Raw genomic sequence first — 13,262 nt, forward strand, 5'->3', positions numbered from 1 at the left:
TAGCTGTTTGCAACGCTCCGGCCGTGCATGCCGCGCGCGCGAGGAACGAGGAAACATGGGGCGGACTTTCGATGCGACGACTTCCGGCCTGAGCTGGGCCCGCAATGCCCTGCTGGTCACCGACCCCAATCGGCTGATCAGCTATGGACGCCTGTTCACGGCGATCTTCGCGGTCGTCGCCATTTACCTCGATCCCACGCAGCCCACCCGCTACCGGACGGAGGCGCAGGACGTCCTCTCCATCTATCTGGTCATGGCGATCGCGCTCGTGGCGGTGCCGATCCGGCGTCCGGTGGACAGTCCGGTCCATTTCGCCGTTCATGCACTCGATACCGCGATCCTTGGCTGGCTCGCTTTCCTGACCAACGAACTGACCAGTCCGTTCTTCTCGTTCCTGCCCTTCACCTTGCTGGCGATGACGGTACGCTGGGGCTTCATGGGCGCGTTGCTCGGTGCGGTGATGTTGGAACTCGTACTGTTCGCGGTCGGCATTCCCGATATCCTGGACGGCGAGTCCGAACTGAACGTGTTGATCATCCGTTCCGTCTACTTCCTCGTCTGCGCCATCCTCCTGGGCTACTTCGGCGCTTATCGCGAGAGCAGCCGGGAAAGGCTGGCCCGGCTGGCAAGCTGGCCGATGGATGCGGGGGTCGGCGACCAGCGCGGATGGCTTGCCGAGCTTTGCGGCCATTCGGGCGCGATCACCGGCTGCGAAAGCCTGATTCTGATCTGGCGCGAGCAGGACGAACCCACCGGCTTCATCGCGCACTGGCGCCGGGAGGGGCTGCGCCTCCTGCCGCTCGATCCAGCGACCTTCCGCAGCGTCTTTGCGGAAACGCGGCTGGATTTCATGGACCGCGCACGCGCCAGCCTGGTGAGTTCCGTCGAGATGGCCGGATTGACGCATGTGCTCGATGTGCTCGGCCTGCCTCGGCCGCGGCCGCACGACTATGCCGTCCGCTCGGGCTTCTCCGGACTGCGGTTTCGCGGCGCGATGATCGTGATCGATCCCGACGGGCGTCCCGAGGATGCTCTGGCGCTTACCGAGATCATCGCCGCGCGGACCGGTTCCGAACTGGAACACGTCGAACTGGTGGCGCGGCGCGCCGACAGCGCCCGCGCGGAGGAACGCAGCCGTCTCGCTCAGGATCTTCACGACAGTGTGCTCCAGGATCTTACGGCGACCAGCCTGAAGCTGCGCGGGCTTGCCGCGCGCCAGCCGGCGGCGGCTCAGGATCTCAAGGCGATCGAGGAACTGGTGACGGAGCAGCAGCGGCGCATTCGCCGCTTCGTTGAAAAGCAGCGCGACGTCGACGCCGATCTGCCGACCGACATGGTGGAGGACCTGCGGCGTCAGGCGGACCTCCTGGAAAAGAAATGGGGCGTCTCCGTCGCGTTCGACTGGCATGGCCGCGCGACCCAGCTTCCCCGCAATCTCGTCGAGGAGGTCATCGCGCTGTTCTCGGAAGCGACGGCCAATGCGGTGCGGCACGGCGCGGCAACCCGGGTGGCTCTGGAAGCCCGCCGCGTGGGGAGCGCGCTGGAACTCGGCGTGGCGGACAATGGCCGCGGCCTCGGGCGGGCAGGGGGCGTGAGCCCGGCCTCGCTCCGGAGCCGGGCGATGCAGCTTGGCGGATCAATCGCGCTGGACGACAGTTCGGACGGCCTGCGCGTCACCGTGGTAATTCCGCTGGAAGTGGCGGCATGACCACCGTGCAGGCGCAGGCCTGCCGCGTCATCGTCGCCGACGATCATCCCTTGCTGCTGCGAGGGCTTGCCGACCTGCTCCAGGCCATGCCGCAGGTCGATCTGGTGGAAGCGACCGGTAGCGGCACGCGGGCCTTGGCGGTGATCCGCGACCGGAAGCCCGACGTCGCCGTGCTGGACGTGTCGATGCCGGACGTCGGTGGGCTCGCCATCCTGCGCGCCATTCGGGAAGCCGGCTTGCCCGTGCGCGTGATCTTCCTGTCGGCGACGATGACCGGTCGGCAGATTGCCGAGGCGATCGGGTTGGGCGTCTGGGGGCTGCTGCTGAAGGACTATGCTTCGGACTCGCTGCTCGACTGCCTGCGCGAAGTGATCGCCGGCAGGAAGTGGCTCCCGGAGGATCTCGTCACGAAGGCCAGGCGGGGCGGGGGCGTGGACATTCGCAGCGACATCGCCGGTCTCACTCCGCGTGAGAAGGAGATCAGCGCTCTGGTCTGCCGAGGTTTTTCCAACAAGGCGATCGCCGGAATGGTGGGATCGACCGAGGGCACGGTCAGCATCCACCTCCACAACATCTACCGCAAGCTCGACATTTCGAGCCGGACCACGCTGGCGACCCTGTTCGTGCAATATCAATCGCAGATCAGCGACACCGCCTGACCATGGCGGCAAAGTCTTCCACGGCAGACACCGCGCGTGATGGCTTGCGTTTCATTTCGGGGGCACTGGCCGGCATCGCCTTTCTCGCGCTGCTTTGGACTTCCGTGGACATGGCGGCGGTGGGCGCTCTCCTGGCGCGGGCGAGCTGGCCGCCGCTGCTCCCGGCGCTGCTGGCCTACGCTTTCGACTTCCTGCTTCGCGCCTGGCGTTTTCGCATGCTGCTCGACCCGAAAGGGCAGCGCGTGCCGCTCCGGCCCAGCGTCGCGCCTTTCGTCGCGAGTTTCGGGATCAGCGACATCCTGCCGTTTCGCCTGGGCGACGTATTCCGCGTCTACTGGTTCCATCGCCGCTTCGCCTTGCCGATGGGACATGTCCTGGGCGCCATGGTGGTCGAGCGAGTGCTCGATCTGGTATCGATCCTGATGGTCGCGGGGCTGGCGCTGAGCCTGGTCGATAGCGCCGTGCCGGACGAAATCCTGACCCAGATTCGCCTGGTCACCGTTCTCGCGATCGCCGCGAGCCTGTTCGTCCTGCTGTCCCCCCGCGCCATCGAGGCTGCCGCGGGCTGGAGCGAACGACGGTTTGCGCTGCCGCTGGTCGTGCGCCTGGCCGATGCGGCCCGGTCCCTGGCTCAGGCCGTGCGCGGCACCGGTGATCCCTTGCGCGTTCTCGGTATGGTCCTGCTGTCCTTCGCGCTCTGGCTGCTGGAAAGCCTGGTCATGCTGGGCGCCTGGGTAAGCCTTGGCGGCGCGCTGCCGGACTGGTCGAAACCGCTGGTGGCCTTTGCCTTCTCCACCCTTGGTACGCTGGTTCCCGCCTTGCCGGGACACTTCGGTTCCTATGAATTCTTCGGTATGCTGTCGTACCGCGCGGTGGGCGTGGCTGCGGAGCCGGCGACGGCGATCATCCTGCTTGCGCATGTCATGCTCTGGCTGCCGACTGCTCTTTTCGCCGTGGGCTGGCTGATGACGACCCGGCGCGAGGCGCCGCTGCTCGCACTGCGCGCGCAGTGAGCCGCTCGCCGCCGCGTTGCTCAGCGGAAGCGGCGGGCGAGAGCCTCGGCGGCGTTGCGATGGGCCACGGCCATCACCGTGCCTTGCGGGTTGACCGATGTCGGCCCGCAGAGAAGCGAGGCGTCGTTGATGTAGAGCCCGTCCGTGCCGTGGACTTTCCCGAAGGAGTTGGCGGCGCTGCGCCGGGTGTCCTCGCCCATCGGGCAGGAGGAGAAGACGTGGACCGAGGTGACGCTGCCGTCGCTGGCTTGCAGCACCGCCGGCAGGTTCACGAGGTCGCCCGGCGAATGGAGGTCCGGATAGCCTGCAAGACAGGGATAGATCCGCTGCGCGCCGGCAGCGAAGAGGGCCTCGCACAGCCTGCGCAGACCTTCGCCCAGTACTGAAAGGTCGCCTTGGGAAAAGCGGACTCGCACGATCGGATCCTCGAAGCCGGGCAGGTTGCGCACGCTGGCCTCGCCGCCGCCGGACTGGACGTAATAGATGCCCATGCGCCGCCAGCGCTCCGCCACCAGGTCCCAGTGGCCGGGGCGACTGGAGAGCGCGACGCCGAGCATGGCCGGCGTACTGATCGAGCAGCCCATTCCGAAGCGCGGCTCGAACTCCTTGACCTGATGGACCGGATCGAAATCTCCCGGTTGGTTCACGTCGCGGTCGAACTCGGCGACCACTTTGACCATCGGGTGGAAACGCAGGCTATTGCCGATATTGTGGGACAGGCCCGAACGCCGCAGCAGCGCGGGCGTCTGCACCGCTCCGCAGGCAGCAACCACCGTTCTGGCCCGGAATGTCACCGGCCGCCGCTTGCCGTCTTCTCCGCGCCGGCTGCCTTCCGCGATCCAGCGGCCATTCATCCGCCGCAGCCGGTCGATCCGGGTGGCCGGGAGCAAGGCGCCGCCGGCCTCGATGAAGCGGCGCACGAACGTGGCCGACATCGATTGCTTTACACCGCCCCCCTGATCGCGGTCGTAGCGATAGAGACGCGGCGCCTCGATCGCCAGCCAGCCTTGCGCCTGGGCGCCCTGTTGGAGCCGGCGGGACATGTCGGACGCGGCACTCCCGGCATATTCGACCCTGGCGACTTCCTCGCAAGCGGCGAAGTGCGGTGCCATCGCCGCCAGGTCGAGATCGTGAACGGCGAAGCGGCGGCGCCAATCGTCGAGAATGTACCCCGGCGTCCGGTGATAGAGGCCGCGATTGACTTCGCTCCCGCCGCCGACGCAGCGCCCCTCCACCCAGGCCAGCTTGTTCCGCCCCAGCGCCACACCGACGCCGGCATTGCGGTACTTGAGCAGCATCTCCTCGCGCGAGAAGTGCGGCGCGGCTTCCAGGGCGAGGTGATCGCCTTCCTCCACCATGGTCGTCTGCCTGCCGGATTGCGCGAAAAGCGTGCCGCTCACCGCCCCGCCGGGGCCGGAACCGATCACTAGGATCTCGGTCTCGATCTCGCCCGAGCCGCTGCGGTCGCGCAGGATCATGCCGCGATCTTGGCGACAGGCGCACGGTCTTGCGCGCGGGGCAGGGAATAGAGGCCGTAGCAGGCGAACGTGGTATAGAAGGCGATCATGGAGCGCCGGAAGCCGAGCCGCGAGCCGCGCCAAGCTTCGAGATGGGCGCGGCGCTCCGCCGGGGCCAGCCGGGAGAAGCGATGACCGTGCGCCGGCAGCGCGGTGATGTCGAAGGCCAGGGCGAGCAGGCGGAAGCCCAGCCTGAAATGGTCCGGCATGGCGGCCAGGGTCGCGCGGACGTAGTCCACGACCGTCCGGCGATCGCACGGAGGCAGGTCGGGCCGGGATTCGTCGATCAGGACATCGACGATGGCGCCGACGCAGCGGGCAAGCGCATCGGTTTCGTCGCGGGCGCCCTCAGACATGGCGGGCTTCGGCCAGGACGGGCGCGAACGCGGGATCGTCGAAGCGTCGGAACATGGCATGGCCTTGCGGTCGCGGACTGCGGATGAGCGCCCGCACGCCGATGGCGGCGGCAGCGGCGGCGTCTCTGTCCTTGCGGTCGCCGATGACGAGGGTTTCCTCCGGCGTGGCACCGGCCGCCTCCAGCAGCGCGAGCAGGCCTGCCGGATCGGGCTTGAGCCGGCCCACGCCGCGATCGCCTGACCACAGGACATGGTCGGCCTGCAGCCCGAGCGCCGCGAGCTTGGCGTGGACCGGATAGTCGGACCATATGGCGATCCGCCGCCCGGTGGCGCGCAAGGCGGCAAACAGCGCATCGATCCCCTGCGCCTTGTAGCGCGGCAGATGCGCGAGTGGGCGGCGCTCGATCCATTCTTCCACCAGAGCGCGGACTTCCCCTTCGGAACAGCCGCAGCGCCGCGAGGTGAGGCGGAACTGTTCGTTGGGAAAATCGTCCCCCTGGACCTCGCCCAGCAGTTCGCGGATCTGACGAAAGGCGCGCAGCGTCTCGGCCGTGCGCAGGCTGCGACGGCGCAGGCTGTGCCGGGCCAGTTCGATTGCCATGGCACGGCGGAGCGGCGGCTGATCGTAGAGCGTGCCGTCCAGGTCGAAGACCACCAGCCGCACTTTGCTCCAGACGACGTCGTTCACGGTATCGCCTCCTTACCGGTCACGTTCGGGCAGCATGTCGACCGGCGTGAAGCTGCGGTTGGACAGCGCGGTCAGGCTCGGCAGATCGATGAACGACAGGGCCAGGAGCACGCCTACGGTGATTGCTAGCGTGGTCATCAGCCGCCGGGAGCGGAACATGCGTTCGGGCCGCTGGGCTATGGAGTCCCGCAGCATGGACAGCCAGAGATAGCACCCGAACAGGCCGGCGATGAAGGGAAAGGCCAGGATATATTCGACCCGGTACTTGATCAGGAACACGCCGAGGAAGAACGAGGACAGCATGGCATAGACCAGGCAACTCACCGCCAGGCTCTCCGCTGTATAGCCGGCGAAGGACTTGCGGTAGCGGGTCAGCGTCTCGATCCCGACCATCGCGGTGATGTCGCGGTATTCGGACAGGCGCTTGGATCCCATCAGGAAAGCGCCGCCGGCCCAGTAGGCCAGCAGCAGGCTGGCCGGGGGCATGCTGGAGGGATCCATCATCAGCCATCCCAGCGTCAGGCGGATCGGATTGTTCACCGACTCCGAGATCACGTCCAGGAACGACCGGTCCTTCGAGCGCAGCGGCTGGACGTTGTAGATCAGGCCCGAAACCAGGAAGACCGCCGAAATCACCAGAAACGCCGTGCCCAGCCACGACGCCAGCGCCAGGCCAAAAGCGGCGAAGGCCGCGTATTGCAGGTAGACGATCCCCGGCGACAGATGCAGCGAGACCGCCGTGCGATGATGCTTGCTCGGGTGATGGGCATCGGATTCGCGGTCCAGCCATTCGTTGATGATGTAGTTGGCCGAGGCGATCGCGATGGCCACCACGAAACCGGCGGCGATGCGGGGCGGCGCATCCAGAAGCGAGGGTTCGCGCAAGGCATAGGCCAGGATGAGGCCGGGGATCACGAAGACGTGTTTGGTGGCGTGATCGAAGCGTGCCAGGCTCAGATAGTCGCGCAGTCTCGCGGTCCTGCCCGCCCTCGCGGCTGCCTGGGTGGTCTGGGACGAGGTCATGTCAGACGTAGGCATTTTCCGGGTTCTCCTGAAACGGAGGGAGGGGGCGGAACTTTCACCGGCTTTCGCCGGGCGCGACGCGATAGATGCGGCCGTCGGCGAACGTACCGGCGGGGACGAGCGTGAGTTCGCGCAGGAGGCGCGCCTCGCTGGCGAGATAGAAGCGCCAGTCGATCCGATCGAGCGTGACGAGGTAGACCGGCACGCCCGCGTCCGCCTGTGCCTGCATTCGCGCGATCTGCGCTTCCGGCGGGTTGTCGGGATCGGGCCGATTGGTGCGAAGCAGGCGTTCCTGCGGGGTGATCTGCGCCGGACGGTCGGTCAGCAGGGCCAGCGCGTCCGCGCCGTTGGAATAGAGCGCGGCCTTCGCCGGAAGGGCTTTCACCGCCGCGATCGTGGGCGAAGCCCGCCAGTCCCGGCTCAGGAACCCGGTGCCTTCGCGGAACATCTGGTGCGTCCGGGCGGCCGTGCGCACGGTGTGTCCCAGCAGGACCAGCGCGGCCAGGGCGGCGAGAGCGAGCCAGACGGTCCTGAGGCCGCTCGGCCGGCCCAGTCCGCTCGCCTGCGTCGCGACCATCATGACCAGCACGACGTAGGCGGGGAAGCCGTATCGCCCGACGAACTGGAGGTTCGCTTCCAGCGCCGTCGAGAGCCAGACGAAGGCAAGGTAGCCGACGAAGAACAGGCCCAGCATCAGCGAGAAGGCTATGCGCAGTTCACACGAGAGATCGAGGCGTGCCCGGCGCCAGGCGGCCAGCTGTCGCAGGAACTGCCACCCGCCGAAGCCGAGAACGGCAAGCAGCAGGGCCAGGCGGATCGACAGCGGCACGGCGTCTGGCAGGATCCAGGCCGCCGTGGTCTTGAGGTTCGCCCACCACTGCGCCGCGCCCATGTTGCCGTAGAACTGCAACTCGCGTCCGATCGAATGGCCGACAGTGAGAGTGCTCACCGCCACCCAGCCGAAGAACAGCGCCGCTCCGGGAAGGGCCAGCACCGCGCTGTCGGCGATCCGGCGCGAGAGGGAGACGCGCGCGTCGGTCAGGATGACCAGAACGATGGCGGCACCGAGCGGCGGGGCCGTGAACCGCGTAAGCGTCGCCATGCCCAGCATCAGCGAGGCCAGGAGCAGGTCGCGCCGCATGCCGCGCGCAAAGTAGTCGAGAGCGAACCAGAGCGTCAGCAGCACGAAGGTGATGAAAGGCGGCTCTGAAATCACGGCTGCGTGGAGAGACACGAACTGCGGCGCCAGCGCGACGAGCGCGGTGCCCACGACGGCATGGCGCCAGTCTCCCGAGGCCCGCCGCACCAACGCGAAGACCAGGGCGACGTTGGCACAGAGCGTCACAATGCCCCAGGCGAAGGCGGCGGTCAGCAGCGGAACGCCCCAGGCATGCGGCAGGACCAGCATCCAGTGATAGACCGGCGCATCGTAAGGGATCGGGCTGATCCCCATATAGCGGGTGCTGTCCGGCCAAACCGTCATGCCGACATGACTGTTGAGCCGGTACAGGATCAGCGAGACGGCCATGAGCAGGGCACAGGCGATAGTTCCGCCGGCCTCGGCACGGTGGATGCGCCGGGGGGCGGCGAAGGTGGCGGCAGGGATAAACCTCTCGGCGGGGGTGGCCATGCGTTCAGCCCAGCACGCGCTTGATGTTCTTGACCACGAAGCGCACGGTGGCGTCGGCGATGCCGCGTCCCAGCACATCGTCCAGCGCGTCGAGAAGCCGGACGATCTGGTCTTCGTTGACGACATAGGGCGGCATGAAGTGCAGGAGATCGCGCGCGCCGGGCTGGAAATGGACGAGAATGCCGTGCCGCTCGTAAAGCTCACGGGCCATCGCGCCGATCAGCACGGTCTGGTACGTGACGAACAGCGGGTTGGTGCGAATGTCCATCGCCTTTTCAGCGAGTTGCTGCCCGAAGTTCAGCTCGATCGCCTGGAAGCAGCCCTCGCCGCGCACCGAAACGATCTTGCGCGGGTACTTCTCCTGCAGTTTCTCAAGTCCATCCCGCAAGTAGTTGCCCATGACGGCGGCGCGCTCGATCAGGCGCTCGTCCTGAAGCACGTTGAGCGTCTCGATCCCCACCGCGCAAGTTTCGCCCATGCCGCTGAAGCTGGAGCTGTGGAGGTTGCAGTCGTTCTTGTTGCCATAGGCTCTGTCGAACAAGGTCTGCGACGTGACCATCGCTCCCAGTTCCCGCTTGCCGCCGCCCAGCGTCTTGGCAAGTGTCACCACATCGGGGACGACATCCTCGTGCTGGAAGGCGCAGAACTTGCCCGTGCGGCCCATGCCCACCTTCACTTCGTCGAAGATCGTGAGAATGTCGTTTTCCCGGCAGACTCTGGCGAACTCCGTCAGAAAGCCTGCACGGGGGACATGGCAGGAGGTGCCGCGGATGGTCTCGACGATGCCGGCGATGATGTTGTTGCCCTTATCGCCGGTCTCGCGGGCGATGACGTCCCGGACCGAGGCGATATCCCCGTAAGTCGCGAAAACCACGTTCTCCTTGGGGACGCCCATGATGAAGCCGCTCTGCACGTCGGTTGCCGTGGTGAGGGAAAGCGGCCCGTGGGTCTTGCCGTGGAATGCGCCCTTGAAGCAGAGGAACTTGGTCTTGCCCTTGGGCGTCTGCACCCGTTCGCAGATCTTCATCGCCGCTTCGTTGGCTTCGGTTCCGGATACCGCCAGAAACGAGACGTTGAGCGGCTTGGGCAGGAAGCGCGAGATATTGTACGCCAGCGCTCCTTGCAGCTTGTGCGGGGCGATCTTGATGCAGTCCAGCACCTTGCGTTCGTGGCACAGGCGTTCGGCGCCGATGATGCGGGGATGGTTGTGCCCCAGCCCGAGCACCCCGAAGCCGCCCGAGTAGTCGAGGATCCTGCGGCCGTCCCGCAGCACGATCTCCACGCCCTGGGCGCTCTCGATATCCATCTGTGCCAGGCCCAGGATATCGAACACCTGGAGCATGTACCGGTTGAGGTGCGCGGAATAGAGTCCCATCGCGCTTTCGGTATCGAGCGCGAGGCTTTGCTCCAGGGTCAGCAGTTCGCGGTTCTGCCGGTCTTCGCGCCTGGGAGCATCGATTTTCGCAAGTGCCGTCACGCCCGTTTCCTTCTTCCAGCGGAATGAAGGAAATGTATCGCGGGGCCGGGACGCCGCGTATCTACAGGACCATATAATACCGAATGCCCGAGTGAGCGGCCGAGCCTAGCCCCGGAGGAGCGGAACTTATACCGGCGGAGTATGCCGGAAGATCTGCGGGCGGGCCATAAGGCTGACCTTAGCGTGTTTGTCGTCGGCTGCGATCGGTGGTTTGTCGATCCTGCGACAACAATTGCCTCGCAAGCTGCCAAGGAACCCCGTATTGGCGAGATCCGGCCCGGGGTGGGCCTGATGTAAGGGACTGGCAGGCGAAGCCGAAGACATGGCCTTGACGTTGGATAACCTGGACAGCCGGTCGGAAGGCCGGCCCGATCAGGATGCGCTGCCGCACCATTCCCCGAATCAGCCGCCCCCGCCGGAGGAACCCGCCCGGAGGCGGCGTTCGCGGTGGTGGTGGCTTTCGCGTGGGCTGGCGGCCCTGCTCATGCTGCTGTTCCTGACGATCGGCTGGCTGGCGATCACGGCTCCGCTGTCGAAGTCGCTGCAGCCGATCTCGCCGCCGCAGATCACGCTGCTGGCGGCCGACGGCACGCCGATCGCGCGCAACGGCGCCATCGTCGATGCGCCGGTCGAGGTGAAGAAGCTGCCGATCCATGTGATACAGGCGTTCATCGCCATCGAAGACCGGCGCTTCTACAGCCATTGGGGCATCGATCCGCGCGGCATCGTGCGCGCCATGTGGAGCAACGTCAGCGGCGGCAGCACCCAGGGCGGCAGCACGATCACGCAGCAGCTGGCTAAGTTCACTTTCCTGACGGCGGAGCGCAGCCTGACCCGTAAGGCGCGCGAAGTGCTGATTGCCTTCTGGCTGGAGGCCTGGCTGAGCAAGGACGAGATACTCGAACGCTATCTCTCCAACGCGTACTTCGGCGACAATGCCTATGGCCTGCGCGCGGCCGCGATGCACTATTTCCATCGCAAGCCGGAGAGCCTGACTCCGGCCCAGTCGGCGATGCTGGCCGGGCTGATGAAGGCGCCCTCGCGCCTGGCGCCCACCAACAATTACGATCTGGCCGAGCGGCGCATGAAGCTGGTTCTCCAGTCCATGGTGGATGCTGGCTACATGACCCCGGCGCAGGCCCGCGCCATCCGCTCGCCGCGGCTCGACGTGCGTTCCAAGAACGATCTGCCGACCGGCACGTACTTCGCCGACTGGGCGCTGCCGCAGGCCCGCGGACTCGACGAAGCGAGCTATGCCGCGCAGACTTACAAGACCACACTCGATTCCCGCCTCCAGGCCGCCGCCCGCCGCGCGATCGAGAACGCGCCGCTGGGCCAGGCGCAAGTCGCGCTGGTGGCCATGCGCCCGAACGGCGAAGTGGTCGCCATGGTGGGCGGCCGGGACTACGCCAAGTCTCCGTTCAACCGCGTGACCCAGGCCCGGCGTCAGCCGGGATCGACGTTCAAGCTCTTCGTCTACTTGGCCGCTCTCAAGGAAGGGTGGAAGCCGGAAGACACGATCGAGAACACGCCGTTCGAGATCGGCTACTATCGCCCTCAAAATGCGGGCGGCGCCTATTCGCGGACCATCACGCTGGCGGATGCCTTCGCCCGGTCCAGCAATGTGGCGGCCGTGCGCCTCTTTCAGAAGGTGGGCGACAAGGCGGTGATCGACATGGCCCGCAAGCTGGGCGTCACCGCGCCATTGCCGCAAGGTGATCCCAGCCTGGCGCTCGGCACGTCGAGCATGACGCTGATGGAACTGACCGCCGCCTATGCAGGTATTGCCGGCAACCGCTTCCCGGTAGCGCCGAGCGCGTTCAAGGCCAAGGAAGAGGGCTGGTTCGATGGTCTTCTGAGCGGCCGCAGCAGTCTTTCGGACGGCGTTCACGAGAACATGGAAGCCCTGCTGCGCGGTGCCGTCAACCGCGGCACCGGACGCGGCGCGCGAATCCAGGCCGCCAACTACGGCAAGACCGGGACCAGCCAGGAAAATCGCGACGCCCTGTTCGTGGGGTATGCCAAGGATCTGGTGGTCGGCGTCTGGGTCGGCAACGACGACAACACGCCGTTGAAGGGCATTTCGGGCGGCACGATCCCGGCCCGGATATGGCGAGACTTCATGCAGCAGGCGCTTGGCGAGCGTTCCGCGCCGCGGCCGCGCGCGATCGAGAGCCCGGATCCGCAAGGCCCCGTCCAACCGCTCGACGTTCCCGATCTCGGCGACATTCCCTTGGGGAATAGCGACTTGCGGGTGGAGAAGGGCGGGGCGGTTTTCTCCACGCAGGTCGGCGGCGCGCCGGTCGATGTACGACTGGACCAGAACGGCCTCCAGATCGATGGCCGCAAGGTGATCGAGCAGATCATGCCGTCCTCTCCCAGCGAGTCACCGCCGCCAGGGCCCTGATGGGCGCGCTCCGGGCCTGCAACTGGAACGCCTGAGCGTCACCGGCATTCGGGTCGGGACCTCTGCAGGAGCCTTGCCGACCATGAGCGACTTCGACCTCTACTACTGGCCCGTCCCTTTTCGCGGCGAGTTCATCCGCGCTATCCTGGCATTCTCCGGAAAAACCTGGACGGAGCATGACGCGGAAGAGATCGGCGAAATCATGGCCAGGGCTCCCGATCGGCAGGACGTCCCGTTCATGGGGCCGCCGGTGCTGGTGGACAATTCGCAGCATTTCGCCATCGCGCAAATGCCCGCCATAGCCTTCTATCTGGCCGAGACGCTGGATCTTCTCCCGACCTCTCGCGAGAGCCGTGCCGCAACGATCAAGGTCGTCAACGACGCCAACGACGTGATCGACGAACTCACGCTGGATGGCGGCCGTGAAATGTGGACGCAGGAGAAATGGCGGGACTTCACGCCGCGTCTCGGCCGGTGGATGGAGATCTGGGAAGCCACCGGAAGGAAGCATGGACTGGGCGAGGACGGCGGCACTCTGCTGGGCAGCGATAACCCCGGGCTGGCCGATATCGTTACCGCCGTGCTGTGGTCGACGATGAGCGAGCGCTTCGGCCGGATCCGCGAACTGCTGCACCGTTCGGCACCATGCGTGGCTTCCCTGACGAACCGGATGATGCGGATGCCTTCGCTTGCACGTCTCTCCCGGACCTCGCGGGAGCGGTACGCAGATGCCTATTGCGGCGGCGAGATCGAGAAGTCGCTGCGGAAGGTCGCGACCTGAACC

General features: G+C 66.5%; 11 protein-coding genes. 5 read left to right on the forward strand and 6 right to left on the reverse strand.

Annotated features, from left to right (window positions below; translation table 11 throughout):
• Positions 1-55 precede the first annotated feature (55 nt).
• Genes L284_RS35380 through L284_RS35390 form a run of 3 tightly spaced genes read left to right on the forward strand, consistent with a single transcriptional unit; the run spans position 56 to position 3,380 of the window.
• A complete protein-coding gene (locus L284_RS35380) occupies positions 56-1,708 on the forward strand; it encodes a sensor histidine kinase (RefSeq protein ID WP_021234046.1) in 1,653 nt (550 codons plus the stop codon).
• Positions 1,705-2,367, forward strand: a complete 663-nt coding sequence (locus L284_RS35385; protein WP_021234047.1) for a response regulator — start codon at positions 1,705-1,707, stop codon at positions 2,365-2,367. Before L284_RS35380 ends, L284_RS35385 begins: the two co-directional genes overlap by 4 nt.
• Before the next feature lie 2 nt (positions 2,368-2,369).
• The gene (locus tag L284_RS35390) at positions 2,370-3,380 is read left to right on the forward strand and encodes a lysylphosphatidylglycerol synthase transmembrane domain-containing protein (protein ID WP_021234048.1); all 1,011 of its coding nucleotides are present in this window, start codon (positions 2,370-2,372) and stop codon (positions 3,378-3,380) included.
• 20 nt (positions 3,381-3,400) lie between these two features.
• Here L284_RS35390 and L284_RS35395 read toward each other — a convergent pair whose 3' ends face one another.
• From L284_RS35395 to L284_RS35420, 6 genes are read right to left on the reverse strand one after another with little or no spacing between them, the layout of a single operon-like run.
• Positions 3,401-4,858 (reverse strand): GMC family oxidoreductase N-terminal domain-containing protein, encoded by a 1,458-nt coding sequence (locus L284_RS35395; RefSeq protein ID WP_021234049.1) that lies wholly within the window; start codon positions 4,856-4,858, stop codon positions 3,401-3,403.
• Positions 4,855-5,253 carry a gluconate 2-dehydrogenase subunit 3 family protein gene (locus L284_RS35400; RefSeq protein ID WP_021234050.1) on the reverse strand — a complete coding sequence of 133 codons (399 nt, stop codon included), beginning with the start codon at positions 5,251-5,253 and terminating at the stop codon, positions 4,855-4,857. Before L284_RS35400 ends, L284_RS35395 begins: the two co-directional genes overlap by 4 nt.
• Positions 5,246-5,941: an HAD family hydrolase gene (locus tag L284_RS35405; RefSeq protein ID WP_021234051.1), complete on the reverse strand. Its 696-nt coding sequence runs from the start codon at positions 5,939-5,941 to the stop codon at positions 5,246-5,248. Before L284_RS35405 ends, L284_RS35400 begins: the two co-directional genes overlap by 8 nt.
• 12 nt (positions 5,942-5,953) lie before the next feature.
• Positions 5,954-6,979: a UbiA family prenyltransferase gene (locus tag L284_RS35410; RefSeq protein ID WP_200861653.1), complete on the reverse strand. Its 1,026-nt coding sequence runs from the start codon at positions 6,977-6,979 to the stop codon at positions 5,954-5,956.
• A gap of 40 nt (positions 6,980-7,019) precedes the next feature.
• Positions 7,020-8,594: a glycosyltransferase family 39 protein gene (locus L284_RS35415; protein WP_021234053.1), complete on the reverse strand. Its 1,575-nt coding sequence runs from the start codon at positions 8,592-8,594 to the stop codon at positions 7,020-7,022.
• A 4-nt stretch (positions 8,595-8,598) separates the two neighbouring features.
• A complete protein-coding gene (locus L284_RS35420) occupies positions 8,599-10,071 on the reverse strand; it encodes an aspartate aminotransferase family protein (protein WP_021234054.1) in 1,473 nt (490 codons plus the stop codon).
• Between the two features lie 322 nt (positions 10,072-10,393).
• On the opposite strand from L284_RS35420, the gene L284_RS35425 reads away from it, so the two are divergent.
• The gene (locus L284_RS35425; protein ID WP_021234055.1) at positions 10,394-12,478 is read left to right on the forward strand and encodes a transglycosylase domain-containing protein; all 2,085 of its coding nucleotides are present in this window, start codon (positions 10,394-10,396) and stop codon (positions 12,476-12,478) included.
• An 82-nt stretch (positions 12,479-12,560) separates the two neighbouring features.
• Positions 12,561-13,259: a glutathione S-transferase gene (locus L284_RS35430; RefSeq protein WP_021234056.1), complete on the forward strand. Its 699-nt coding sequence runs from the start codon at positions 12,561-12,563 to the stop codon at positions 13,257-13,259.
• Positions 13,260-13,262 lie beyond the last annotated feature (3 nt).

It is taken from the genome of Novosphingobium lindaniclasticum LE124 (assembly GCF_000445125.1).
GTDB lineage: Bacteria > Pseudomonadota > Alphaproteobacteria > Sphingomonadales > Sphingomonadaceae > Novosphingobium > Novosphingobium lindaniclasticum.

Excerpts from the sequence above, each read along its gene's own strand:
- L284_RS35425 (WP_021234055.1), top strand. The coding sequence starts at position 10,394 with ATGGCCTTGACGTTGGATAACCTGGACAGCCGGTCGGAAGGCCGGCCC.
- L284_RS35380 (WP_021234046.1), top strand. The coding sequence starts at position 56 with ATGGGGCGGACTTTCGATGCGACGACTTCCGGCCTGAGCTGGGCCCGC.
- L284_RS35390 (WP_021234048.1), top strand. The coding sequence starts at position 2,370 with ATGGCGGCAAAGTCTTCCACGGCAGACACCGCGCGTGATGGCTTGCGT.
- L284_RS35385 (WP_021234047.1), top strand. The coding sequence starts at position 1,705 with ATGACCACCGTGCAGGCGCAGGCCTGCCGCGTCATCGTCGCCGACGAT.
- L284_RS35415 (WP_021234053.1), bottom strand. The coding sequence starts at position 8,594 with ATGGCCACCCCCGCCGAGAGGTTTATCCCTGCCGCCACCTTCGCCGCC.
- L284_RS35410 (WP_200861653.1), bottom strand. The coding sequence starts at position 6,979 with ATGCCTACGTCTGACATGACCTCGTCCCAGACCACCCAGGCAGCCGCG.
- L284_RS35400 (WP_021234050.1), bottom strand. The coding sequence starts at position 5,253 with ATGTCTGAGGGCGCCCGCGACGAAACCGATGCGCTTGCCCGCTGCGTC.
- L284_RS35395 (WP_021234049.1), bottom strand. The coding sequence starts at position 4,858 with ATGATCCTGCGCGACCGCAGCGGCTCGGGCGAGATCGAGACCGAGATC.
- L284_RS35430 (WP_021234056.1), top strand. The coding sequence starts at position 12,561 with ATGAGCGACTTCGACCTCTACTACTGGCCCGTCCCTTTTCGCGGCGAG.